The 23,290-nt window shown below is 65.0% G+C and carries 20 protein-coding genes; 14 read left to right on the forward strand and 6 right to left on the reverse strand.

The window, feature by feature from the left end:
• Window positions 1-3: 3 nt before the first annotated feature.
• The 3 genes from JW897_RS20640 (at window position 4) to JW897_RS20650 (ending at window position 3,560) form a co-directional block, all read left to right on the forward strand.
• The gene (locus JW897_RS20640; protein ID WP_048407763.1) at window positions 4-693 is read left to right on the forward strand and encodes a Bax inhibitor-1/YccA family protein; all 690 of its coding nucleotides are present in this window, start codon (window positions 4-6) and stop codon (window positions 691-693) included.
• 603 nt (window positions 694-1,296) lie between these two features.
• A complete protein-coding gene (locus JW897_RS20645) occupies window positions 1,297-3,087 on the forward strand; it encodes a S8 family peptidase (protein ID WP_205467462.1) in 1,791 nt (596 codons plus the stop codon).
• Window positions 3,088-3,089: 2 nt separating this feature from the next.
• Entirely contained in the window at window positions 3,090-3,560 is a 471-nt protein-coding gene (locus JW897_RS20650; protein WP_019100266.1) for a hypothetical protein, read from the forward strand.
• Window positions 3,561-3,618: 58 nt separating this feature from the next.
• Here the strand turns inward: JW897_RS20650 and JW897_RS20655 are convergent, their stop codons facing one another.
• On the reverse strand, window positions 3,619-5,103 hold the full coding sequence (locus JW897_RS20655; protein ID WP_205467463.1) for a methyl-accepting chemotaxis protein: 1,485 nt from the start codon (window positions 5,101-5,103) through the stop codon (window positions 3,619-3,621).
• 343 nt (window positions 5,104-5,446) lie between these two features.
• Complete coding sequence (gene pta / locus JW897_RS20660; protein WP_019100264.1) at window positions 5,447-7,540, reverse strand: phosphate acetyltransferase; 2,094 nt, start codon at window positions 7,538-7,540, stop codon at window positions 5,447-5,449.
• 671 nt (window positions 7,541-8,211) lie between these two features.
• Between pta and JW897_RS20665 the strand changes: the two genes are divergently transcribed.
• The 7 genes from JW897_RS20665 to JW897_RS20695 all read left to right on the forward strand — a co-directional run bounded on the left by JW897_RS20665 (window position 8,212) and on the right by JW897_RS20695 (window position 15,244).
• Window positions 8,212-9,321 carry an aromatic ring-hydroxylating oxygenase subunit alpha gene (locus JW897_RS20665; protein WP_205467464.1) on the forward strand — a complete coding sequence of 370 codons (1,110 nt, stop codon included), beginning with the start codon at window positions 8,212-8,214 and terminating at the stop codon, window positions 9,319-9,321.
• Between the two features lie 120 nt (window positions 9,322-9,441).
• Window positions 9,442-9,969 carry a hypothetical protein gene (locus JW897_RS20670; protein ID WP_048415453.1) on the forward strand — a complete coding sequence of 176 codons (528 nt, stop codon included), beginning with the start codon at window positions 9,442-9,444 and terminating at the stop codon, window positions 9,967-9,969.
• Window positions 9,966-10,856, forward strand: coding sequence for a DMT family transporter (locus JW897_RS20675; RefSeq protein WP_048415454.1), 891 nt, complete (start codon window positions 9,966-9,968; stop codon window positions 10,854-10,856). Before JW897_RS20670 ends, JW897_RS20675 begins: the two co-directional genes overlap by 4 nt.
• Before the next feature lie 145 nt (window positions 10,857-11,001).
• Window positions 11,002-11,814 carry a DMT family transporter gene (locus JW897_RS20680; RefSeq protein ID WP_048415455.1) on the forward strand — a complete coding sequence of 271 codons (813 nt, stop codon included), beginning with the start codon at window positions 11,002-11,004 and terminating at the stop codon, window positions 11,812-11,814.
• Window positions 11,815-11,850: 36 nt separating this feature from the next.
• A complete protein-coding gene (locus JW897_RS20685) occupies window positions 11,851-12,378 on the forward strand; it encodes a ClbS/DfsB family four-helix bundle protein (RefSeq protein ID WP_205467465.1) in 528 nt (175 codons plus the stop codon).
• 67 nt (window positions 12,379-12,445) lie between these two features.
• Window positions 12,446-12,808, forward strand: coding sequence for a SpoIIAA family protein (locus JW897_RS20690; protein WP_048415463.1), 363 nt, complete (start codon window positions 12,446-12,448; stop codon window positions 12,806-12,808).
• A gap of 123 nt (window positions 12,809-12,931) precedes the next feature.
• Window positions 12,932-15,244, forward strand: coding sequence for a Tex family protein (locus tag JW897_RS20695; protein WP_205467466.1), 2,313 nt, complete (start codon window positions 12,932-12,934; stop codon window positions 15,242-15,244).
• A gap of 42 nt (window positions 15,245-15,286) precedes the next feature.
• Here JW897_RS20695 and JW897_RS20700 read toward each other — a convergent pair whose 3' ends face one another.
• Entirely contained in the window at window positions 15,287-15,769 is a 483-nt protein-coding gene (locus JW897_RS20700; protein ID WP_231589332.1) for an Lrp/AsnC family transcriptional regulator, read from the reverse strand.
• A 131-nt stretch (window positions 15,770-15,900) separates the two neighbouring features.
• Here JW897_RS20700 and phhA point away from each other — a divergent pair, with 131 nt between their 5' ends.
• The 4 genes from phhA (at window position 15,901) to JW897_RS20720 (ending at window position 20,888) form a co-directional block, all read left to right on the forward strand.
• Entirely contained in the window at window positions 15,901-16,794 is an 894-nt protein-coding gene (phhA, locus tag JW897_RS20705; protein ID WP_205467467.1) for a phenylalanine 4-monooxygenase, read from the forward strand.
• A gap of 313 nt (window positions 16,795-17,107) precedes the next feature.
• Entirely contained in the window at window positions 17,108-18,100 is a 993-nt protein-coding gene (locus JW897_RS20710; RefSeq protein WP_048415721.1) for an extracellular solute-binding protein, read from the forward strand.
• Between the two features lie 111 nt (window positions 18,101-18,211).
• The gene (locus JW897_RS20715; protein WP_205467468.1) at window positions 18,212-19,822 is read left to right on the forward strand and encodes an ABC transporter permease; all 1,611 of its coding nucleotides are present in this window, start codon (window positions 18,212-18,214) and stop codon (window positions 19,820-19,822) included.
• Between the two features lies 1 nt (window position 19,823).
• The gene (locus tag JW897_RS20720; protein ID WP_231589333.1) at window positions 19,824-20,888 is read left to right on the forward strand and encodes an ABC transporter ATP-binding protein; all 1,065 of its coding nucleotides are present in this window, start codon (window positions 19,824-19,826) and stop codon (window positions 20,886-20,888) included.
• A 365-nt stretch (window positions 20,889-21,253) separates the two neighbouring features.
• Here JW897_RS20720 and JW897_RS20725 read toward each other — a convergent pair whose 3' ends face one another.
• The 3 genes from JW897_RS20725 to JW897_RS20735 are packed head-to-tail and all read right to left on the reverse strand — an operon-like array spanning window position 21,254 to window position 23,171.
• The gene (locus JW897_RS20725; protein ID WP_048415723.1) at window positions 21,254-21,766 is read right to left on the reverse strand and encodes a hypothetical protein; all 513 of its coding nucleotides are present in this window, start codon (window positions 21,764-21,766) and stop codon (window positions 21,254-21,256) included.
• A 25-nt stretch (window positions 21,767-21,791) separates the two neighbouring features.
• Window positions 21,792-22,640, reverse strand: a complete 849-nt coding sequence (gene serB, locus JW897_RS20730) for a phosphoserine phosphatase SerB (RefSeq protein WP_205467469.1) — start codon at window positions 22,638-22,640, stop codon at window positions 21,792-21,794.
• A 60-nt stretch (window positions 22,641-22,700) separates the two neighbouring features.
• The gene (locus JW897_RS20735) at window positions 22,701-23,171 is read right to left on the reverse strand and encodes a DoxX family membrane protein (RefSeq protein ID WP_205467470.1); all 471 of its coding nucleotides are present in this window, start codon (window positions 23,169-23,171) and stop codon (window positions 22,701-22,703) included.
• Window positions 23,172-23,290: the final 119 nt, after the last annotated feature.

Consider the following 23,290-nt stretch of genomic DNA (forward strand, 5'->3'; position numbering starts at 1 on the left):
ATTATGCACCCGAACCTTGAGACGGCTTATCAGACGACCGGTATGGCCGAGGTACGCCATAAGGTTCTTCGCAATACTTATGGTTTGCTGGGCCTGTCGATGATTCCCACGGTGATGGGCGCCATCGTCGGCACCAATATGAATTTCGGCTTCCTGGCCGGCAGCCCCATCATCGGCATGCTGGCGATCCTGGCCGTGTTTTACGGCCTGGTGTTCGCCATCGAGAAGAACCGCTACAGCTCGGCCGGCGTGTTCCTGATGCTGGGTTTCACCTTCCTGATGGGCTTGCTGTTGGGGCCCTTGCTGCAACTGGCGTTCAAGTTTTCCAACGGCGGCCAGTTGATCATGACCGCGGGCGCGGCCACCGCGCTGGTGTTCTTCGTGATGGCGGGCATCGCCACCACCACCAAGCGCGATCTGAGCGGCCTGGGCAACTTCCTGACCGTGGGCGCCATCGTGCTGATGGTGGCGGTGGTGGCCAACATCTTCCTGCGCATGCCGGCTTTCCAGCTGATGATCTCCGCGGCTTTCGCGCTGTTCAGCTCGCTGATGATTCTGTGGCAGGTCAAGGTGGTGGTGGACGGCGGCGAGGACAGCTATATCTCCGCCGCGCTGTCTATCTACATCAGCATCTACAATCTGTTCACCAGCCTGCTGCAACTGCTGCTGGCCTTTGCCGGCGAACGCGACTAAACGTCGCGGCAAGCTCGCTACCCATCGAAACGCCCCGTCCGGGGCGTTTTTTATTTGTGTCTTTGTTCCTTTTTGTTCCCTTCCTTCGCCCTTCTGTCTGACAAATCCTGACGTCCGCGCGCCGCCCCGACGGCGCTTGCCGCCGGCGGCTCGTCGCGCGGGCGGCTGTGCGGTTCGAGGGCCTTGTCATGCTAAGCGGTTGATTTTGACAAGATTTTCCCTGTCTTGTTTCTTTCTAACGCCATATTTGCGAATGGGAATTATTGCATTTTGTATTATGAAGTTTTTATATACGATAAAAATAAATAGGACTTTGGCATTTTCGATTTTGATGGTTCACTGCTTAGGCAGACGCCGGCGGGGCCGGCCGGAGCGCGGCGAGGAAAGCCGCTTCGGCGGCCCGGCGCGAGCGCCGACGCAGGTTCGCCGCAGGGCGTCCGGATGAGGAGGGCTTGGTTTTCCGAGCCGGACGCCGGCGCGGAGGACCGAGGATTTCGCCGTCGCTGGCAGGCGGCGGCGAATGGCCGGGAGCGATGGGGTGGCAGCCCCGGACTCGCGGCGGTTGTTCCCTATCGACAGCAGTTTCGACACTTAGGAGATGCAATGCGTATCCATATCACGGTGGGCGCGGTTTCGCTGGCCCTGGCGTCCCTGGCCGGTCAGGCCGCAACGCCCTTGCAAGCGGGAGATCCGCTGGTGTCCCAGCAATGGTTCCTGCAAAACACGGGGCAGAACGCGTTCTCGCAGCGCGGCGGCGTGGCCGGCATCGATCTGAACCTGGCGCTTAGCCATTCGCGCAATATCCAGGGCCGCGGCGTGACGGTGACCGTCATCGACGACGGCCTGGAGATTCGCCATCCCGACCTGGCGGGCAATGTGGTGCCGGGCTCCAAGAACCTGGCCAACAATAGCGACGACCCGACCCCCAGCTCGGCCACCGACAGCCACGGCACCGCCGTGTCCGGCATCGCCGCCGCGGTGGGCTTCAACAATCTGGGCGGCCGCGGCGTGGCGCCGGCGGCCAGCCTGAACGGCTTCAACTGGCTGAAGGCGCAAACCACCGCCGGTTGGATGCTGTCGCACGGCAAATCGCCGAGCGACGGCGCCGGCCAGTCGTCGACCAGCTCCCGCGTGTTCAACCAGAGCTACGGCAGCTCGGCGATCCGCTCGATTCCGGGCAACCCGGACACCGATATGACGCTGCGGGTGCGCGACGAAGCGCACGAGGACGTCAGCCTGCGCAGCAACGGCGGCAAGGGCGCGGTGTTCGTCAAATCGGCGGGCAACGCCTACGTCCTCTTCCAGTCCGGTGCGGACAGCGAAGGCAAGCCCACCTATGTCTCGGCCAAGGCCGGCAACGACGGCCTGCCGATGCAGGACTCCAACCTGACCACCGACAACAGCAATTACTGGAACGTGGTGGTGTCGGCCTTGAACGCCGACGGCGTGCGCTCGTCTTACTCCTCGGTGGGCGCCAACGTGTTGCTGACCTCCCCGGGCGGCGAGTACGGCACCGCCAGCCCGGCGATGGTGACCACCGACCTGGTGGGTTGCGACCGCGGCTCCAACTCCACGCTGCGTCCGTCCACCAACCAGCTGCACGGCGGCACCGCGCTGGACCCGAACTGCGATTACCGCGGCACCATGAACGGCACTTCCGCCGCGGCGCCGGCGGCTTCCGGCTCGTTCGCGCTGCTGATGTCGGCTTACCCCAATCTGAGCGCGCGCGACGTGCGTCACCTGCTGATCAAGTCGGCGCGCAAAGTGGACGCCAACCATGCCGGCGTGACCCTGGCCTTCAAGGACGCCAAGGGCGGCGCGCACAGCTACCAGGCCTTGCCGGGTTGGCAGAACAACGCCGCCGGTCTCGCCTTCCACCCGTTCTACGGTTTCGGCCTGATCGACGTGGACAAGGCGGTGGAACTGGGCCGCACTCACAAGCCGCTGGCGGCGCTGGAGAAGACCCGCTGGCAGACGGTGTCGGTGATGAAGGCGATTCCGGACGCCAACGAAGCCGGGCTGGACAGCGCGTACACCCACGCCGAGGATTTGACGGTGGAAGCGGTGCAAGTGCTGGTGGACGCCAAGCACGGCCGCGCCAACGACCTGGCGGTGGAGTTGATTTCGCCGGCCGGCACCCGCTCGGTATTGCTGTCGCCGCGCACCGGCCTGGTGAATGAGAGCTACGGCCTGAACCAGCAGCGCCTGCTGTCCAACCATTTCTACGGCGAATCGGCGCGCGGCCAATGGCGGCTGCGCGTGATCGACACCAACGGCACCGAGTACTATTACGACTACCGGGACGGCCAGGGTCAGAGCACGCTGAGCCTGCCCAACGCCACCGGCACCCTGCGGTCTTGGTCCATCCGCTTCATCGGCCACAAAGGAGCATAACGATGAAACATTCCCTGATTCTGGCCGGCCTGCTGGCCTTGGCCGCCGGCGCTCAGGCCGCCGACGTTCCGTCCTTCAAGCAGAAGCCGGGCGGCCAGCCGCTGGTGATCAACGGCAAGACCTATTACAAGCAAGCGGCTCCGGCCGGCAAGCTGCCGCAGGGCGTCAGCGCCCGCTCGGCGGCGAGCGAGGGCGGTGTGACGCTGAAGCGTGGCGACGTGCTGCGTTCCGAAGGCGAGCTGGCTCCGTCCAGGGTCAGCGGCGTGGTGATGGTGAAGCTGGCTTCGCCGCGAGACGAGGCCGCGGTGGCGCGCGACCATAGCCTGAGCGTTCGTTACCGCACTCAGAGCGTGGTGGTGTTCGACGCGCCGGCCCAGGTCGAGTTGCTGTCCTTGCAACAGCGTCTGTCCGCGGACAAGCGGGTGAAGCAAGTGCAGTTGGAGGTGTTCAGCAATAGCGAGTTGCCGCAATAAGGGCGTTCGCGGGCGAGAGCCTGTTCAAAGGACGACGCCGGCCCAGGGCCGGCGTTTTTCATGCCGTGGCGTTTTGCGACTGAAGGTGGCGGGTGTTTTGGCCCAGATCCACCAACAAGCGGTCCAGCCGGGCGATGGCGTCCGCGATGGCCTGGGTTTCGCCGGACAGGCTGCGGGTGGATTCGCCCACCGCGGTGATGTCGTTGGCGAACTGGGCGAAGCCGCGGTTTTGATTGGCTTCCGCCTGCGACATCTGGCTGAGCAAGCTGGCCAGCTCGCCGGTTTCGCCTATGATGCCGGACAGCTTGCGTTGGGCGTCCAGCGAGTTGTCGCGGCCCGCCTGCATCTGCTGATTGCCGTCCCGCATCGCGACGAGTGCTTGGTTGGTGCCGTCGACGATCAGCCGGATTTTCTGTTCTATGTCCAGAGTGGCGTTCTGGGTGCGCTCGGCTAGTTTGCGCACCTCGTCGGCCACCACCGCGAAGCCGCGGCCCAGCTCTCCGGCGCGCGCCGCCTCGATGGCGGCGTTGAGCGCCAGGAGGTTGGTCTGGTCGGCGATGTCGCGGATCAGTTGCACGATGCCGCTGACTTCGGCACTGCGCTCGCCCAGCTGTTCCAGCCGGCTGGAGGCCAGCGCGATCACTTCGCCGGCCTTGCTCAACTGTCTGACCGCCTGGTCCATTGCTTCGCCGCCGCCCAAGGCGGCTTGGCCGGCGGTGTGCGCCAGCTGAGTGGCCGTCACCGATTGCTCGGCGTTCTGGCTGGTGACCACCGCCATTTGTTGGGCGATCACTACCATGTCTTCGGAGCGTTCGCGCTGGCTGGCCATGGTTTCGGCCATATTGCCGGTGCTGCCGGCGATATCGCGGCTGGCGCTGGAAGCGGCCTGGATGGACTCGGTCAACTGAGCCATCAGCTGCCGCATCGCCTGTTGAGCTTGTTCCGCCTCGCGCCGCGCGCCTTCCAGTTTCTCAAAGCTTTTGACCTTGGCCTTGTCGAAGGCCAGCGCCAGGGCCAGCACCACCAGCGACAAGCCTGCCAGCGATTTGGCCTGCAGCTTGGGAATTTCGGCGTGGGGAATCGGGTTGGCGGGCAGCAGTCCCTGAGCGCTCATCCACAAGAACAGGCCGATGGCGGCCGCGGTCAGCCCCAGCCAGACCATGCCGGAGACACGGGTGGCGACGAAGACGGCGGTGAAGGGAATGGCGGCGAACCAAACGATGCTGGTGGACTGGATGCCGCCGTTGACGTAGACCATCCAGCACACCATCGCGTACATGCAGCTGGTGATGAATTCAGCGCTGAAGCGCACCGCGCCGCTCAGTTTGAGCAGCAGCGGCCCCAGCAGCAGGCCCAGGCCGCCCAGCGCGATGCCGGCGGCCATCGCACGGTGGCCCAGTTGCAGGTATTCGATGGCGAACAGCGGCGCCACCAGGCCGGCCAGCAGGCCGACCCCGACGACGGTGCGGCCGCGGATAGCCTGTTCCGGAGATTGGCGTACGCGGTCCGGAATGAACCATTCGGTGATGGTTTGAATCGACATGGAGTGCCCCTCTGATGCGTTGTAGACGCGGCTGCGGACGCAGCTTGTTGTTGTGCGGCTTTTATGGCGCTCCAATGTAAAACAATTGTTTGAATTAACGCAATGGCATAGCCGGGCAGGGCGGAATAGGAGAGGGGAACTGTTGCGTGGAATGGCGAAACCGCCTGCCGGGAGGCGGGCGGTTGGATAGGGGGCTGGGCTTAGAACGTGTTTACGATCTCGCGAGCTAAGGCGAGACAAGGCGAAAATGGCTGAGAAAGCGGAATGTACGTGCGGTACATGAGCATTTCGAAGCCGTTTTCAACGCCGTATCGCCGACGTGCAGCAGATCGTAAACAGGTTCTTAGATGGACTCGCCTTGCTCCGCCTGCAGCGCGGTCAAGGCGATGGTGTAGACAATGTCGTCCACCAGCGCGCCGCGCGACAGATCGTTGACCGGCTTGCGCAGGCCTTGCAGCATCGGGCCCACCGACACCACATTGGCTGAGCGCTGAACGGCCTTGTAAGTGGTGTTGCCGGTGTTGAGGTCCGGGAATACGAACACGGTGGCGCGGCCGGCCACTTCGCTGTCCGGCGCCTTCTGGCGGCCTACCGATTCCACGCTGGCGGCGTCGTACTGCATCGGGCCGTCTATCATCAGATCCGGGCGCTTTTCCTTGGCGATGCGGGTGGCTTCCCTAACTTTCTCCACATCCGATCCGCTGCCGGAGGAGCCGGTGGAGTAGGAGATCATCGCCACACGCGGCGGAATGCCGAAAGCGGCGGCGGAGTCCGCCGACTGTATGGCGATGTCGGCCAACTGTTCGGCGTCAGGATCGGGGTTCACCGCGCAGTCGCCGTAGACCAGCACCTGCTCCGGCATCAGCATGAAGAACACGCTGGACACGATGCTGGCGCCCGGCGCGGTCTTGATCAGCTGCAGGGCGGGGCGGATGGTGTTGGCGGTGGTGTGCACCGCGCCGGACACCAGGCCGTCCACTTCGTCCAGCGCCAGCATCATGGTGCCCATCACCACATTGTCTTCCAATTGCTGTTCGGCCATCGGCGCGTTCAGACCCTTGCTCTTGCGCAGCTCCACCATGGGCGGCACATAGCGGCTGCGCACCTCGTTGGGATCAATGATTTCCACCGACTCCGGCAGCGTCACGCCCTGGGCTTCCGCCACTTGCAGGATTTCGGCGCGCTGGCCGATCAGCACGCAGCGGGCGATGCCCTTCTCGTGGCAGATGGCGGCGGCCTGGATGGTGCGCGGCTCGTTGCCTTCCGGCAGCACGATGCGTTTATTGGCCTTGCGCGCCTTTTCCATCAGCTGGTAACGGAAGGCAGGCGGCGGCAGGCGCAGTTCCTGAGGCGTGCCGATGTATTGTTTCAGCGGCGCCACGTTTAGGTGCTCGGCGACGAATTCGATCACGCGCTCCATGCGCTCGCGGTCGTCGGACGGCACTTGCAAGCTCATATTGTTGAGCGCGCTGCTGGTGTCGAAGGTGTTGGATTCGCTGGCCATCACCGGCATGCCGCCGGTAAAGGCCTGCTGGCACAGCAGCATGATGCGCGGGTCCGGCATCGAATCGCAGGTCAGCAACAGCCCGGCCAGCGGCACCCCGTTCATCGCCGCCATCGCGGTGGCCAGCACGATGTCCTCGCGGTCGCCGGGAGTGATGATCAGCGCGCCGGGCTTGAGCAGGTGCACGATATTAGGAACGGTGCGAGCGGTCACCACCATGGTGCGCACGCGGCGGCTGGTCAGTTGGCCGGCGTGCAACAGCCGCGCCTTCAGATGATTGGCCACGTCCAGGGTGCGCGGCGCCAGCAGTTCCGGCTCGTGCGGGATGGCGCCCAGCATCGGCAGCCGCGCCTTTTTCATCAAGCTGCCGCTTTCCAGCACCTCGGTGGCGATGTCCTGAGCGTTTTGGTCCTTGGGCACCCGGTTGAGGATGTAGCCGGCGATCTGGCCGCCCTGGCCGCCGCCAAAGGCCTGAATGCTCATTTCCAGCTGCTCGGCGATCTCGTGGCTGGCCAGGTTGTCGGCCGCGCTGACCAGGATGGTCTGCGCTTGCAGATTGCGCGCGATCTTGGTGTTTAGAAAGGTGGAGAACACCTGTTTCTGGTCCGGTACCAGGCCCTCCACCAGCACCACGTCCACCTGATTGGCCGCCTGTTGATACAGGCTGACCACTTCTTCCATCAATTGATCCACCTGGCCTTTGGACAGCAGGCGTTCCACCCGCTCCATCGGAATCGGCTCCGGCGGATTGAGCCGGCAGATGGCGCGGGCGAAGTGAGTGGAGCGTTCCGGCTCCTTGGGGTCCGCGCCCTGAGCGATGGGTTTGACGAAGCCGACGCGCAGGCCGGCTTGCTCCAGGCTGTGGATGGCGCCCAGCGCCACCGAGGTCAGGCCGGCGTTGAAGCCGATGGGAGCGAGGAAAAAGGTTTGCATGTTTTCAGAGGCTTTCCTGTGACGCGCGGGGGGAATGGGCGCGAACGACGGTCCGGCACCGACCGAGCGGTGTCGCAGGCTGCAGGCGCGTGGCGCGATGAGTCGTAAGATTTGGCATTTAGGCAAAAATCAGCGGTTTTGTCGCCATGGATCCCAAGCTTGCGGCCGCGGCGGCGAGGGTGGGTTCTCGCTGTGGCGGGCACGGCTTTTCAATCGGTATAGCATTGCCGGAAGCTGGCGTCAGCGCTGCCGCGCCACCAGCGAAAGCATGGCTGCGCCTGTATTTACGCGGCAGGCATTGTAACTGGCGGCATATCGGCTACAGTCCAGAAGGGGTCGTGGCTCAAAGCCGGACGGAGGCGATGACGGCGATTATAACATCATGAATTAAGCGACTCTAATATTGCATTGCAGCGTGAATGCTAAATCTTTGATTCCTATCAAAAATATTATTCTAAGTATGATTTGGGTACGGCAAGCTGATGTTTTTACGCCAAAAACCCGGTTCCGGTAGAGAGGAAAGGCTTGCCCCGGTGGGGGGGCGGGGGCATAATCCGCCCCTCTGTTGCAAGGTTCGGCCTTGTTTTTGTTGATTGTTTTTGATAGTCCCGCAAACTCGTTTTAAGCGAGATTCGGCTGGTCTTATATCTTCTACCGGAGGTGTGGGAATAATGTCTGATCTGGCTTCCGCGCAGTTGCTTCAAGCATCTGCTGCCCAGCTACCCGTCTATACCTATTTTGATCCTGCCTATTACGCTCAGGAACAGCGGCTGCTGTTTGGAGACGCGCCCATCTACTATGGCCATGAGCTGATGACGCCCAACGCCGGCGATTATCAGACTCTGGAATGGATGGGGCACGGCAAGATGCTCAAGAATGTGGATGGCCGGATCAAGCTGATCTCCAATGTATGCCGTCACCGCCAGGCCATCATTTATAAGGGTCGCGGCAACGGCAATCATATCGTCTGCAATTTGCATGGCTGGACTTACGACGCCGAAGGCTCTTTGCTGGGCGCGCCGCATTTCCCGGAGACGCCGTGCTTGAACCTGAGCCAGACCGAACTGACGCGTTGGAACGGCCTGTTGTTCGACGCGCGCCGCAATGTGGCGCGCGACCTGGAAAACCTGGGCGTGGCCAAGCACATGAGCTTTGACGGTTACGCCTACCATTCCAGCCATCTGACGGAGTACGCCTTCAACTGGAAGACCTTCATCGAAGTGTATTCCGAGGACTACCACGTCGATCCCTTCCACCCCGGCCTCGGCAATTTCGTTGATTGCGACGATCTGAAGTGGGAGTGGGGCGCGCAATACCATGTGCAGACCGTGGGCGTGAAAAACCAGCTGGCCACCTCGGGCTCCCGCGTCTACGGCAAATGGCACGAGGAAGTGCGCCGCCGCTACGCCGACCAGCAGCCGGAGTTCGGCGCCATCTGGCTGACCTACTACCCCAACATCATGGTGGAGTGGTATCCGCACGTGCTGGTGGTCAGCGTGGTGATGCCGCGCGGGCCGGAGCAGTGCACGGTGCTGACCGAGTTCTACTACCCGGAGGACGTGGTGTGGTTCGAGCCGGAGTTCATCGAGGCGGAGCAGGCGGCTTACTTCGAGACCGCCAAGGAAGACGACGAAATCTGCTACCGGATGCACGAAGGCCGACGCGCCTTGTGGCTGCGCGGCGAGAACGAGGTGGGGCCGTACCAATCGCCCACCGAGGAGGGCATGCTGCACTTCCACGAGTTCTACCGGCGCAAGATGGGCGCGGCGCTGGCTGGTTAAGCGACGGCTTGCGGTGTCATAATGCAAAGGCGCGGACGAGGTCCGCGCCTTTTTTACGAGCCTGTTCAAAGTTTGCCGCAGACTTTGAGCGGGCTCTTATCTTCCGGTTTGCCCGATTCCATGCTCAAAACGCTTTTCCGCTGTTTGCCCTTGTCGCTGGCGCTGCTGGCTCCGCTGGCCCAGGCCGCCGTCTATACCGATGCCGCCAGCCGGGTGCGCTTTAATGTGCCGCCGGGCTGGAAGGTTCGCCCCAGCGTGGTGGACGGCCAGCGCGTGCTGCGCGTGGTGCCGCCCAAGGCCGATCAGCGCGAACGCGCCGCCATCGATGTGCAGGTGTTCTCGCGCAAGCCGGGACGCGGCGACACCCTGGCGCGGCTGGCGCAGAAATACCGCCGCGAGGGCGACAACCGCGAGGCCGCCAATTTCGCCCGCGGCAACAGCCGCAGCGGCCGCTTGGTCACCGAATACCGCGACGGCCGCTTCGTCTCCAACCGGCTGTGGATCGTCCGGCACAATCTGCACGTGTTCCAGCTGGGGGACAAGAAACGCATGGCCGAGGCGCGCTGCGCCGCCAACGCGTCGGAATTCAAGACCTACCGTCGGCAGATGGAGGCCATCTGCCTGTCGCTGGAATTGTTGAAGCGATGACGCCGGCGCTGAGCGACGGCGCGCGGGCCTTGGGACTGCGCTTGCGCCAGGGGCGCCTGGGCTCCGGCTGGATGGTGGTGGCGGCGCTGTGTTTCGCCTTGATGAGCATGTTCGTCAAGCTGGGCGCCGACGCCTTCGGCTCCACCGAGCTGCTGTTCTGGCGCACCGCCATCGGCGCGCTGGCGCTGGGCGCGGCGATGGGCTGGAAGCGGCAATCGCCGCTGACGCCGCATTGGCGCGGCCACATCAAGCGCAGCTTCGTCGGCTACGCGTCCATGGTGGCGCTGTTCTACGCGCTGACCCGGCTGCCGCTGTCCACCGCGGTGACGCTGAACTACACCTCCTCGCTGTTCTTCGCCCTGCTGTGCGTGGTCAAGCTGAAAGACCGGCTGACGCCGCGCACCGGCCTGGCCTTGCTGTTGGGCTTCGTCGGCATCGTCATCCTGCTGCGGCCCACTTTCAGCTCGGCGCAGTGGCTGGCCGGCCTGATCGGCCTGCTGTCCGGCGTCAGCGCCGGCTACGCGGTGTTCCAAGTGCGGGAACTGGGACGGATGGGCGAGCCGTCCTGGAAGGTGGTGTTCTGGTTCTTCACCGTTTCCAGCGTGCTGGGCGGCGTCTGGCTGGTCTTGGGGCCGGGCTTCAGCGCGGTGACGGCGGACAATGTCCTGCCGCTGCTCGGCGTCGGCGTCTGCGGCATGTTGGGGCAGCTGGCGATGACTCGCGCCTACAAGGACGGGCGCAAATACCTGGTGGCCAGTTTCGGCTATCTGACCGTGCTGTTTTCCGTGTTGCTGGGCGTCTTGCTGTGGGGCGATTCTTTGAGCGGGTGGTCGCTGGCGGCGATGGCCTTGATTGTGGGGTCCGGCCTGATGGCGGCCTTGCGCTGAGCCGCTTCCAAAGTTTGCTGCGCTTGGTCTCGCCTTGGCTCGCGAGGCTTGGAACCGGTTCCGAGGCGGAGCCTGATGATTGAACGACAATGAATAAGGATAACGTGGTTTGACTAGTGGAAAGTGGCGCCTGGGTTCGGGCTGGATGGTGGTGGCGGCGGTGTTTTTCGGCCTGATGGGGGTGTTCGTCAAATTGGGGGCCGAGTATTTCTCCTCCACCGAGCTGGTGTTCTGGCGCACCCTGGTGGGCGCGGTCACGCTGGGCGCGGCGGCCCTGTGGCGGCGCGAGCGCTTCGCCACCCCCCTGCTGCGCTACCACGTGCAGCGCGGCCTGATCGGCTACGCCTCGCTGCTGCTGTATTTCTACGCCATCGCCCATCTGCCCTTGTCCACCGCGGTGACGCTCAACTACACCTCGCCGATGTTCCTGGCGCTGCTGTCCGTGGTTCTGCTGCGCGAACGCCTGCCCAAGCAGGCGCTGGCCGGCCTGGCGCTGGGCTTCGTCGGCGTGGTGTTGCTGCTGCGGCCCACGCTGTCCAGCGAGGCCTGGCTGGCCGGCCTGCTCGGCGTCGGTTCCGGCCTGCTGGCCGGCTGGTCCTATCTGCACGTGCGCGAACTGGGCCGCCAGGGCGAGCCGGAATGGAAGGTGGTGTTTTATTTCGCGCTGATCTCCACGCTGGGCGGCCTGCTGCTGATGCTGTTCGAAACCTGGCATCCGGTGACGCTGGAAAACGTCTGGCTGCTGCTGGGCCTGGGCGCCACCGCCACCATCGCCCAATTGGCGATGACCCGCGCCTACAAGGTGGGCCGCAAGCTCTTGGCCGCCAATCTGTCCTACCTGACCGTGGTGTTCTCCACGCTGCTGGGCGTTGGCCTGTGGGGCGACCCGCTCAGCGCCGGCGGTCTGGCGGCGATGGGTTTGATAATCGTCAGCGGCATGCTGGCCAGCCGGCGTTAAGCTGTAGCCAATGCCCGGCGAGCGGGGGAGGCGAACATGGCGGTGCCGACGGACAAGGCCGCTTTATTGGCGGCGATGAGGGACGAATACCGGCGCTTGCGCGCGGTGCTGGCGCGGGTGCCGCCGGAGCGCGCCTTCGCCCAGGAACTGGATGGGCACGCCAAGGGCAGCCGCATGAGCGCGGCGGACCTGTTGGCCTATCTGCTGGGCTGGCAGGCGCTGGTGCTGAAGTGGCACCGGCTGGAGCGGGAGGGCGCGGCCATCGATTTCCCCGACGCCGGCTACCGCTGGAACCAGCTGGGCCTGCTGGCGCAGAAGTTCTACCGCGACTACCGCGAGATCGGCGACTGGGCCCGGCTGTGCGCGATGCTGGACGACAGCCAGCGCCAGGTGGAAGCGTTGGTGGAGGGTTTTTCCGACCAGGCGTTGTACGGCCGGCCCTGGTACGACAAATGGACGCGCGGGCGGATGATACAGTTCAACACCGCCTCGCCCTGCCGCAATGCCCGCGGGCGGCTTGCCGCCTGGCTCAAGACTCAGGGCCAGGTTCGGGCGGAGGGCTGAAAAAGCTTGCCGGCGCCGGACAGGCTGGATTTACAATGAAGCAAACCGCCGTTAAATGGAGAAGGGCATGATCTCGATACGCGAACAACACTATGGCCTGGACGTGGCCCTGTACAACGAATTCACGCTGGCGGACTTCAAACTGCTGGAGGAGGCCTTGCTCAAGCGCCAGTCCGAATGCGCCAAGCCCGACCTGCTGCTGGACCTGACCGAGTTGAAGGACTTCACGCTGGACATGGCGGTGGAAGAGGTCAAATTCATGCGCGCCCACGAAAACCACGTCGGCCGCGTGGCGCTGGTGGTCAGCGACGTCTGGATCAAGCTGGCGGCACACATCGCCGGCCTGCTGTCCAATACCCGCACCCAGTATTTCGACACCGCCGAAGAGGCCCAGGCCTGGCTGGAAAGCCCGGTGGCGGCGGGTACCTAGCTTGCCCTCCTGCACCGCCGTTGCGCCGTGCCCTCCGGGACGCCCAATGCGGCGTCCCGGTTGATTTTGTCGGCGATGGCGGTACAGTAGCGGTTTTTGTTCAACTCGAAAGAATAAAAACCGATGTTGAAAAGCATTTCCAGCCGCCTGGCGGCCGAACTCTCCGTCCGCGAGGCGCAAGTGGCCGCCACCATCGACCTGATAGACGGCGGCGCCACCGTTCCCTTCATCGCCCGCTACCGCAAGGAAGCCACCGGCGGTCTGGACGACACCCAATTGCGCACCCTGGCCGAGCGCCTGGTCTATCTGCGCGAGCTGGACGAGCGCCGCGTCAGCATCCTCGGCAGCATTGCCGAGCAAGGCAAGCTGAGTCCGGAACTGGAGGCCGCGCTCTACGCCGCCGACAACAAGACCACGCTTGAAGACCTCTACCTCCCCTACAAGCCCAAGCGCCGGACCAAGGCGCAGATCGCGCGCGAAGCCGGGCTGGAGCCGCTGGCCGACAGCCTGCTGTCCGATCCTAGCCAGGACCCCAACGCCGCCGCCGCGGCCTATGTCGACGCCGAGGCCGGCGTGGCCGACGCCAAGGCGGCGCTGGACGGCGCGCGCGCCATCCTGATCGAGCGCTTCGCCGAAGACGCCGAACTCTTGGGCCAGTTGCGCGAAAAGCTGTGGAACGAGGGCGAGCTGGCCGGCCAGGTGGTGGCCGGCAAGGAGAGCGAGGGCGCCAAGTTCTCCGATTATTTCGAACACCGCGAAGCCATCCGCTCCACGCCCTCGCACCGCGCGCTGGCGCTGTTGCGCGGCCGCAACGAGGGCGTGCTCAGCCTGACGCTGAAGTATCAGCCGGACGAAACCCCGATCACCGAACGCTCCGCCTACGAGCAGCTGATCGCCGCGCGCTTCGACGTGCGCGACGCCGGCCGCCCGGCCGACAAATGGCTGCTGGACGGCGTGCGCCTGTGCTGGCGCGCCAAGATCTTCCTGTCGCTGGAGCTGGAGCTGGTGTCGCGGCTCAAGGACGCCGCCGACGCCGAGGCGATCAAGGTGTTCGCCGACAATCTGCACGACCTGCTGCTGGCGGCCCCGGCCGGCCAGCGCGCCACCCTGGGCCTGGACCCGGGCCTGCGCACCGGCTGCAAGGTGGCGGTGGTGGACGGCACCGGCAAGCTGCTGGACACCGCCACCATTTATCCGCACGAGCCGCGCCGCGACTGGGACCGTTCGCTGGCGGTGCTGGGCGCCTTGTGCGCGCGCCACCATGTCGATCTGATCGCCATCGGCAACGGCACCGCCAGCCGCGAAACCGACAAGCTGGCGCAGGAGCTGATCCGCGCCTATCCGCAACTGGGCATGACCAAGATCGTGGTGTCCGAAGCCGGCGCCTCGGTGTACTCGGCCTCGGAACTGGCGGCGCGGGAATTCCCGGAGCTGGACGTGTCGCTGCGCGGCGCGGTGTCCATCGCCCGCCGTCTGCAGGACCCGCTGGCCGAGTTGGTGAAGATCGATCCCAAGTCCATCGGCGTCGGCCAGTACCAGCACGACGTCAACCAAAGCCAGCTGGCGCGCGCGCTGGACGCGGTGGTGGAGGATTGCGTCAACGCCGTCGGCGTCGACGTCAACACCGCCTCGGCGCCGCTGCTGACCCGCATCTCCGGCCTCAACGCCACGCTGGCGGCCAATATCGTGTCCTACCGCGATCAGAACGGCGCCTTCCGCAACCGCAAGCAATTGCTGAAAGTGCCGCGGCTGGGCGACAAGACCTTCGAACAGGCTGCCGGCTTCCTGCGCATCCGCGACGGCGACCATCCGCTGGACGGCTCCGCCGTGCACCCGGAAGCCTATCCGGTGGTGGAGCAGATCGTGCTCAAGAGCGGCCGCGAGATGAAGTCGCTGCTGGGCGATTCCGGCTTCCTGAAAACGGTGAAGGCGGTGGATTACACCGACGAGCGCTTCGGCCTGCCCACGGTGATGGACATCCTGCGCGAGCTGGACAAGCCGGGCCGCGACCCGCGTCCGGAGTTCAAGACCGCCACCTTCCAGGACGGGGTCGAGGACATCAAGGACTTGCAGCCGGGCATGGTGCTGGAGGGCGTGGTCACCAATGTCGCCAACTTCGGCGCCTTCGTCGACATCGGCGTGCATCAGGACGGCCTGGTCCACATCTCGGCGCTGTCCAATAAATTCGTCGACGACCCGCGCAAGGTGGTCAAGGCCGGCGACGTGGTCAAGGTCAAGGTGATGGAAGTGGACGCGGCGCGCAAGCGCATCGCGCTGACCATGCGGCTGGACGACGCGCCGGGCGCCGGCAACAGCCGCGGCCCGCGCAACGACGGCCCGCGCGGCCAGGACCGGCGCGGCGGCGACCGCCAGCGCGGCCAGCAGCCGGCCGGCGATACCGCGATGGCGGCGGCCTTCGCCAAGCTCAAGCGCTGAGGGGGCTGAAGTCAAAAACGGCGGGGGATTCCCCGCCGTTTTTCATTCCGGCACCGAGGACAGCGGCAGTTTCATCGTCTGTTTGATCGCGTTCAAGGCGATGGTGGATTTGACGCTGCGCACCAGGGACAGCCGCATCAGCCGGTTCATCACGAAGGTGGACAGCGAGGGCAGGTCCGGCACCACGATGCGCAGCAGATAGTCCGCCTCGCCGGCGGCGGCGTAGCATTCCAGCACCTCCGGCAGCTCGTTGATGGCCTGGGCGAATTCCTGCAAGGCGCTTTCGCTGTGGCGCTCCAGGCTGACGTGGGCGAAAGCCATCACCGACAGTCCCACCTGTTCCGGCTTCAGCGCCACCTGATAGCCCTGGATCACGCCGACGTCCTCCATGCGCTGGATGCGGCGGCCGATCTGCGACGCGGACAAGGCCACTTGCTGCGCCAACTTCTGATGGGTGCTGCGGGCGTCGTGCTGCAGCGCGTCCAGAATCTGGTAATCGAAGCGGTCCAATTCAATTTTGCGCATGATGAGCATTCGGATGGGTTTATATGCGGCAAGTGTGCAAAAAAAATCGCTGACAGGCAAATTTTGCGGTCTTCCCGCATGGCTACGGGCCTAAACTAGAGTTATCCATCTAAATATCCGGACCCACCGCCATGAACGACCGAGCCGATTTCGTCGTGCCCGACATCACCACCCGCAAGAATGTCGGACTCAGCCACGACAGCGCGGACTTCACCCTGCCGCAGCCGCTGGAACGCTACACCGCCGCCGACCACGCCACCTGGGCCACGCTGTATCGCCGCCAGAGCGAGATGCTGCCGGGCCGCGCCTGCGACGAGTTCCTGGAAGGCCTGGAGCGCCTGGGCGTGGACGCGGACCGGGTGCCGGACTTCGCCAAGCTGAACGAACAGCTGATGGCCGCCACCGGCTGGAAAATCGTGGCGGTGCCGGGCCTGATTCCGGACGACGTGTTCTTCGAACACCTGGCCAACCGCCGCTTCCCAGTCACCTGGTGGCTGCGCGAGCCGCATCAGCTGGACTATCTGCAAGAGCCGGACGTGTTCCATGATTTGTTCGGCCACGTGCCGCTGCTGATCAATCCGGTGTTCGCCGACTACCTGGAGGCTTACGGCAAGGGCGGCATGAAGGCCAAGGCGCTGGGCGCCTTGCCGATGCTGGCGCGTCTGTACTGGTACACGGTGGAGTTCGGCCTGATCAACACCCCCAAGGGCATGCGCATCTACGGCGCCGGCATCGTGTCCAGCAAGGGCGAGTCGGTGTACTGCCTGGACAGCGCCAGCCCCAACCACGTCGGTTTCGATCTGGAGCGCATCATGCGCACCCGCTACCGCATCGACACCTTCCAGAAAACCTATTTCGTCATCGACAGCTTCCAGCAGCTGTTCGACGCCACCGCGCCGGACTTCGCGCCCATCTACGCGCGGCTGGCGGCGGCGCCGACGCTGGGCGCCGGCGACGTGGCCCCGGACGACAAGGTGTTCAATGTCGGCGACCGCAGCGGCTGGGGCGATTCCGAGGATGTGTGAGGCCAGGGCGGATCGCGTCTGGATGCCGTAAAACGACCCGCCGCGGCGGGTCGTTTTATTTGTTCCGATTAAAACAAATATACGAGTGTTTACTAGATTGATAAGCATTCTCATTTTTGTTAGAGTCCGTTTACGATCTCGCGAGCAAGAGCGAGACAAGGCGAAAACGGCTGAGAAAGCGGAATGTACACACGGTACATGAGCATTTCGACGCCGTACTCACCGTGTAACGCTCCACGCAGCGCAGCAGATCGTAAACAGGTTCTTAGATTGAGACTCCGATTCTGATCGCTCACCCAACAGGGGACACACCTTGAAAACGCACCTGATGCTTGCCGCCGTCCTGGCGGGTTTCGCCGGCCACGCCATGGCGGAAGACGTAGTGGTTTACAGCGCGCGCGCCGAGCAACTGCTCAAGCCCATCATCGAGGTTTACAAGAAGGAAACCGGCGTCAACATCAAGCTGGTGTCGGACAAGGAAGGTCCGCTGATGGAGCGCCTGCGCGCCGAAGGCAGCAACAGCCCGGCCGATCTGCTGCTGACCGTGGACGCCGGCAATCTGTGGCAGGCGGCCAAGATGGGCCTGTTCAAGCCGGTGAAGTCGCCGTTGCTGGACGCCAACATCCCGTCCTATCTGCGCGACCCGGGCAATGAGTGGTACGGCCTGTCCATCCGCGCGCGCACCATTTTCTACAACACCCAGAAAGTGAAGCCGGGCCAGCTGTCCAGCTACGCCGACCTGGCCGATCCCAAGTGGAAGGGCAAGCTGTGTCTGCGCACCTCCAAGAAGGTCTACAACCAGTCGCTGGTGGCGATGATGTTGTCCGATCTGGGCCCGGTGAAGACCGAGAAAGTGGTCAAGGGCTGGGTGGATAATCTGGCCACCCGCGAATTCCCGGACGACACCAAGATGCTGGAGGCCATCGCCGCCGGCCAGTGCGAGGTGGGCATCGCCAACACCTATTACTACGGCCGGCTGATGGAAAAATCGCCGAACCTGCCGGTGGGCATTTTCTGGGCGGATCAGGCGGGCAAGGGCACCCATGTGAACATTTCCGGCGCCGGCGTGGTCAAGCACGCCAAGAACGAGAAGGGCGCGCTGAAGTTCCTGGAATGGCTGTCCAGCGCCAAGGCGCAGAATATGTTCGCCGACGTGAACATGGAATTCCCGGTCAACCCCAAGGTCAAGCCTGACGCGCGCGTGGCCGCCTGGGGCGATTTCAAGCACAGCTACATCAATGTGGCCAACGCCGGTTCGCGCCAGGCGGAGGCGGTGAAGCTGATGGACCGCGTCGGTTACAAATAAACCGCGACGGGCCGGCGACGGCCCGCATTTTTTTACAGCCTGTCGGGCACCAAAGCCCCGGCAGGCTGTCTTTGCTTGTTTCCCCGCGTTTTTGACATGGTTTCTCCGCCGATGATCCGTTCTCTGTCGCCCTGGCGCGGCCTGGCCTTTGGCGTCAGCCTGCTCACCGTCGCGCCCTTGCTGGTGATTTTGTGGTCGCTGCTGGCGCCGGACTGGGAGGTGTGGCGGCATCTGTACGATTACACGCTGCCGGAGCTGTTGCTCAACACCGCGTATCTGACGCTGGGCGTCGGCGCCGGCGTGCTGCTGCTGGGCGTGCCGCTGGCCTGGCTGACCGCGGTGCACGACTTTCCCGGCCGCCGCTTCTTCCACTGGGCGCTGATGCTGCCGCTGGCGATGCCGGCCTATGTGCTGGCGTTTTCGCAACTGGGCCTGTTCGACTTCACCGGGCCGGTGCAGACCTGGCTGCGCGAGCGTTTCGGCGATTCGTCCTGGGTGCCCAATATCCGTTCCACGCCGGGCGTGATCCTGGTGATGTCGCTGGCCTTCTATCCCTATGTCTATCTGCTGGCGCGCAACGCCTTCGCCACCATGGGCCGGCGCGCGCTGGAAGTGGGGCAGTCGCTGGGCCTGTCGCGCTGGCAGGGCTTCCGCCGCGTGGCCTTGCCGATGGCGCGGCCGTGGATCGCCGGCGGCCTGATGCTGGCGCTGATGGAGACGCTGGCGGATTTCGGCACCGTGGCCATTTTCAATTTCGACGCCTTCACCTCGGCCATCTACAAGGCCTGGTTCAGCCTGTTCTCCTTGCCGGCGGCCAAGCAGCTGGCGTCCTTGCTGGTGTTGATGGTGCTGCTGCTGCTGTGGCTGGAACAGCGCTCGCGCGGCCGCCGCGCTTATACCCAGGCCGGCAAGGCGGCGCCGCAGCCGCGCTTGCGGCTGGGCGGAGCGGCCGGCTGGCTGGCCGCCGCCGCCTGCTCGCTGGTGCTGATCCTGGCCTTCGCGCTGCCCTTCGGCCAGCTGCTGGTCTGGGCCGGCGCGCACCTGGCCGAGGACCTGGACGCGGATTTCCTCGGCCATGTGGCCAACTCGCTGCTGCTGGCCTCGCTGGCCGCCGTGCTGGTGGCCTTGACCGCCTTGCTGCTCAGCTACGCGACGCGGCGCGATCCGACGCGCTGGACCCGGCTGTGGAGCCGGCTGGCGACGCTGGGCTACGCGGTGCCGGGCACGGTGCTGGCGGTGGGGGTGTTCGTGCCGGTGGCCTGGTTCGACAATCTGTTGCTGGACTGGCTGCGGCCCTGGCTGGCGCCGGACGCCAGCGCGGTGATCAAGGGCACTTTGCTGGTGCTGATGCTGGCCTATGTGGCGCGCTTCCTGGCGGTGGGCCACTCCGCGGTGGACGCGGCCATGCACCGCATCAGCCGCAGCCAGGAGGAGGCGGCGCGCAATATGGGCTATAGCGGCCTGCGGCTGCTGGCGCGGCTGCATCTGCCGCTGCTGCGCGGCGGCTTGTTCACCGCGGCGCTGATGGTGTTCGTCGACGTGATGAAGGAAATGCCGATCACGCTGATGACCCGGCCATACGGTTGGGACACGCTGGCGGTGAGGATTTTCAATTTGACCACCGAGGGCGAATGGGAGCGCGCGGCCTTGCCGGCGGTGGCCATCGTGCTGGCCGGCCTGCTGCCGGTATGGGTGTTGTCGCGGCAGAAGGATGCGGCCTGAGATGAAGCGGATGGATATGCAAGCTTTGCTGGAGTTCGACCTGGTCAGCCAGAAGTACGGCGAGACCCGCGTGGTCGACAATATGAGTTTCGAGTTGCAGGCGGGCGAGATCGCCTGCCTGTTGGGCAGCTCCGGCTGCGGCAAGACCACGGTGTTGCGCTGCATCGCCGGTTTCGAGAGTCTGCTGGGCGGCGAGATCCGGCTCAACGGCCAGGTGATCAGCTCCATTCGCGAGCAGACGCCGGCGCACCAGCGCCGCATCGGCATGGTGTTCCAGGACTACGCGCTGTTTCCGCACCTGACCGTGGCCGGCAACGTCGGCTTCGGCCTGGACGCCCTGCCCAAGGGCCAGCGCGCGGCGCGGGTGGCCGAGATGCTGGAGGTGGTGGGGCTGGCGGAGTGGGCGCGGCGTTATCCGCACGAGTTGTCCGGCGGCCAGCAGCAGCGAGTGGCGCTGGCGCGCGCGCTGGCGCCCAAGCCCAGCCTGTTGTTGCTGGACGAGCCGTTTTCCAATCTGGACGTGGATTTGCGCGAGCGCCTGTCGCGCGAGGTGCGCGAGATCCTGAAAAGCCAGGGCGCCACCGCCATCATGGTGACCCACGATCAGCACGAGGCCTTCGCTATCGCCGACCGCGTCGGGGTGATGCAGCAGGGCCGGCTATTGCAGTGGGACACGCCGTACCGGCTTTATCACGAGCCGGCCACTCGCTATATCGCCGACTTCATCGGCCAGGGCGTGTTCCTGGCCGGCAAGGTGACCGGGCCGCGCTGCGTGGCGCTGGAGATAGGCGAATTCTGCGGCATCGTGCCCCTGCAGTTCGAGACCGGGGACGAGGTGGACGTGCTGGTGCGGCCCGACGATGTGCAGCACGACGACGCCAGCCCGACGCGGGCGCTGGTCTGCGCCAAGGTGTTCCGCGGCGCGGAGTTCCATTACACGCTGGCGCTGCCGTCCGGCCAGCGGGTGCTGGCCCAGGTGCCCAGCCATCACGACCACGCGGTGGGCGAGGCGATAGGCATCCGGCTGGAGCTGGATCATTTGATCGCCTTTCCGCGTCAGGGCTAAGAACCTGTTTACGATCTTTTGTCTGTGCTTTGAAACATGGTTTTGCGCACAGGAAGCTGCGTATCCGACGCGCCCTGGGTCCCTTCAGGCCAGCCGTCGGGTGGCAGGTCCGAGGTCTTAAGCGGCTGCCTGTTCGAGCAGCGCGACGGTAGCGCGCTGCGAGTTCAGCCGCGCCTCGGACCTGGCGGGAACCGGCGGGAAGCCGTAGGCCTGGCTTGCAGGGTGGCCTTTAGGGGTGGAGGGGATATTTGGCCAAGCAAATATCCCCTCCCTGCTCGCCGGGCAGCCCCGGCAATGAAAGTCATTATCCGCGCAGCGGATTCCATGGCTTGGAGCCATCACTCGGAAAGATGATGAACACGCTCTTAGCGTTCCAGTATCGCCTTGCGGTGGCGGCGGAACACCCATTTCTCCCACAGCTGGCGGGTGGCGTCGTCGAAGGCGCAGCCGATGTCGGCGCAGATCAGGTAATTGCCGTTTTCGCCCGGCGTCACCGTGGTGATGCGGGCGGCGAGGAAGAGCAGCAGCGCGGAATCGGGATTGGGGCACAAGGCCACCAGCACCGGTTCGCTGCCGTGGTTGGCGTGGTCCGAAATCCAGGCGATGCAATCCAGGCCCAGCCGGCACGGCGTCAGCGGCGGGCGCTCCGGATGGCGCGACAGCAGCGACACCTCCAGCGCCAGGTCCAGCTTGGCCTCCAGCCTGACCAGCATCGGGTCGGCTTCGGCCAGGGTTTCGGTGGGCGCGGCCAGCACCCGCAGCGCCAGCCGGGTTTCGCGCTCCTGGCGCGCCGGACAGATCCCGCCCGGCAGGGGCTGGACCGAGAACGGCAGTTCGGCGTCGAAGCTGGCGCTGCCCAGTTCGGGAAATAAGCTCATCGGTCGGCTCCCGCGGTGTGGCCGTTCAGTGATACAGGTTCAGGATGCGGTCCAGGCCGCCGTGGTTGACGGCGATGTCGGCCTGGGCGCGCACCACCGGCTTGGCGTGCACGGCGACGCCGACGCCGGCCTCGGCCAGCATCTGCAAATCGTTGGCGCCGTCGCCCATCGCCAGCACTTGTTCCGGCTTCAGTCCCAGCGCCTCGCGTTGCTGGATCAGCAAGCGCTTCTTGGCGGCGGCGTCGACGATGGGGCCGCGCACCCGGCCGGTCAAGGCGCCGTTTTCGATCTCCAGCTGATTGGCGTAGGCGAAGTCCAGGCCCAGCTCGGCTTTCAGCCTTTCGGTGAAGAAAGTGAAGCCGCCGGACACCAGCATGAACTTGACGCCGTGGCGCTTGCAGGCGGCCAGCAGCGCCTCGGCGCCCGGCATCAGCCTGACTCTCTCACGATAGACCTGTTCCAGCGCGCTTTCCGGCAAGCCGCGCAGCAGCGCCACCCGCTCGGCCAGCGAGGCGGCGAAATCCAGCTCGCCGCGCATCGAGCGCTCGGTGATGGCCGCCACCTGCGGCTTGAGGCCGTTCATGTCGGCGATTTCGTCTATGCACTCGATGGTGATCAGCGTGGAGTCCATGTCCGACACCAGCAGGCCGAAATCGGCGAAGCTGCGGCCGGCTTCGACATAGGCGCCGTCGTAGCCCCATTGCTCGCACAGCGCCAGCGCCGCGGTCCGTTGCGTTGGCGCCGCGCCGCGCAGCCGCGCCACGCTGGGGCTGGGATGGTCCATATGGGTGGCCTCGACGAGGTGGGCCAGTTCATGCAGATGGTGCGGGTCCAGCGCGTCGGCTTGGATCACCAGGGTGTAGGCGAGGCTCATGGCGTGGCGGGTCAATGCGTGTCGGAACCGGCATTATGCCACGCCGCGTCGGCGGCCGGCTCAGTCCCTTGCCGCGCAGCGCCGGGCCCAGCGCCGCAGCAGCGCGTCCACGGACAGCAGGCCGGGGCCGAAGGCGAGCACCACGGCGATCAGCATGCCCCAGTAGTAATGGAATTCGCGGGTGGCCTCGGTCAGGCCCGGATAGCTGATCACCGCCACCGCGTTGAGGATGAACAGGCCGGCGGCGGCGAAGCGCCCGCCCAGGCCCAGCGCCAGCAGCGCGGACAGGCCCAGTTCGCCGGCGGCGGCCAGGGCCGCGGCGACGGCGGGCGGCAGCAGCGGCACGTGGTATTCCTCGGTGAACAGCAGGAGGGTGGTGTCCCAGTCGTCTATCTTGGTCAGGCCGGACTTGAAGAACACATTGGCGATCCACAGCCGGAACAGCAGCAAGAGCAGCGGCTGCAGCAGGTCGCCGCCGCGGATCAGCCAGCGGTAGGGCGCGGTGAAGCGAGAGCAGGTCAAGGGGTTCATGGCGGGTGTCTCCTGTGTGTTGAGTATGGTTCAGCGGCGACGGATGGCAAATCGAGGGCGTACGGATCCCCGCCGGGCGCGCGCGGGCCCGAGCACGATCTGCTGCGCGTCAGCGATAC

The sequence above is a fragment of the Chromobacterium alkanivorans genome (assembly GCF_016937655.1).
Taxonomy (GTDB): Bacteria; Pseudomonadota; Gammaproteobacteria; order Burkholderiales; family Chromobacteriaceae; genus Chromobacterium; species Chromobacterium alkanivorans.

Excerpts from the sequence above, each read along its gene's own strand:
- pta (WP_019100264.1), bottom strand. The coding sequence starts at position 7,540 with ATGCAAACCTTTTTCCTCGCTCCCATCGGCTTCAACGCCGGCCTGACC.
- JW897_RS20685 (WP_205467465.1), top strand. The coding sequence starts at position 11,851 with ATGGCGGTGCCGACGGACAAGGCCGCTTTATTGGCGGCGATGAGGGAC.
- JW897_RS20650 (WP_019100266.1), top strand. The coding sequence starts at position 3,090 with ATGAAACATTCCCTGATTCTGGCCGGCCTGCTGGCCTTGGCCGCCGGC.
- JW897_RS20720 (WP_231589333.1), top strand. The coding sequence starts at position 19,824 with ATGAAGCGGATGGATATGCAAGCTTTGCTGGAGTTCGACCTGGTCAGC.
- JW897_RS20665 (WP_205467464.1), top strand. The coding sequence starts at position 8,212 with ATGTCTGATCTGGCTTCCGCGCAGTTGCTTCAAGCATCTGCTGCCCAG.
- JW897_RS20725 (WP_048415723.1), bottom strand. The coding sequence starts at position 21,766 with ATGAGCTTATTTCCCGAACTGGGCAGCGCCAGCTTCGACGCCGAACTG.
- JW897_RS20735 (WP_205467470.1), bottom strand. The coding sequence starts at position 23,171 with ATGAACCCCTTGACCTGCTCTCGCTTCACCGCGCCCTACCGCTGGCTG.
- JW897_RS20695 (WP_205467466.1), top strand. The coding sequence starts at position 12,932 with ATGTTGAAAAGCATTTCCAGCCGCCTGGCGGCCGAACTCTCCGTCCGC.
- JW897_RS20680 (WP_048415455.1), top strand. The coding sequence starts at position 11,002 with ATGGTGGTGGCGGCGGTGTTTTTCGGCCTGATGGGGGTGTTCGTCAAA.
- JW897_RS20675 (WP_048415454.1), top strand. The coding sequence starts at position 9,966 with ATGACGCCGGCGCTGAGCGACGGCGCGCGGGCCTTGGGACTGCGCTTG.
- JW897_RS20655 (WP_205467463.1), bottom strand. The coding sequence starts at position 5,103 with ATGTCGATTCAAACCATCACCGAATGGTTCATTCCGGACCGCGTACGC.
- phhA (WP_205467467.1), top strand. The coding sequence starts at position 15,901 with ATGAACGACCGAGCCGATTTCGTCGTGCCCGACATCACCACCCGCAAG.
- JW897_RS20690 (WP_048415463.1), top strand. The coding sequence starts at position 12,446 with ATGATCTCGATACGCGAACAACACTATGGCCTGGACGTGGCCCTGTAC.
- JW897_RS20645 (WP_205467462.1), top strand. The coding sequence starts at position 1,297 with ATGCGTATCCATATCACGGTGGGCGCGGTTTCGCTGGCCCTGGCGTCC.
- JW897_RS20700 (WP_231589332.1), bottom strand. The coding sequence starts at position 15,769 with ATGCGCAAAATTGAATTGGACCGCTTCGATTACCAGATTCTGGACGCG.
- serB (WP_205467469.1), bottom strand. The coding sequence starts at position 22,640 with ATGAGCCTCGCCTACACCCTGGTGATCCAAGCCGACGCGCTGGACCCG.
- JW897_RS20715 (WP_205467468.1), top strand. The coding sequence starts at position 18,212 with ATGATCCGTTCTCTGTCGCCCTGGCGCGGCCTGGCCTTTGGCGTCAGC.
- JW897_RS20670 (WP_048415453.1), top strand. The coding sequence starts at position 9,442 with ATGCTCAAAACGCTTTTCCGCTGTTTGCCCTTGTCGCTGGCGCTGCTG.
- JW897_RS20640 (WP_048407763.1), top strand. The coding sequence starts at position 4 with ATGCACCCGAACCTTGAGACGGCTTATCAGACGACCGGTATGGCCGAG.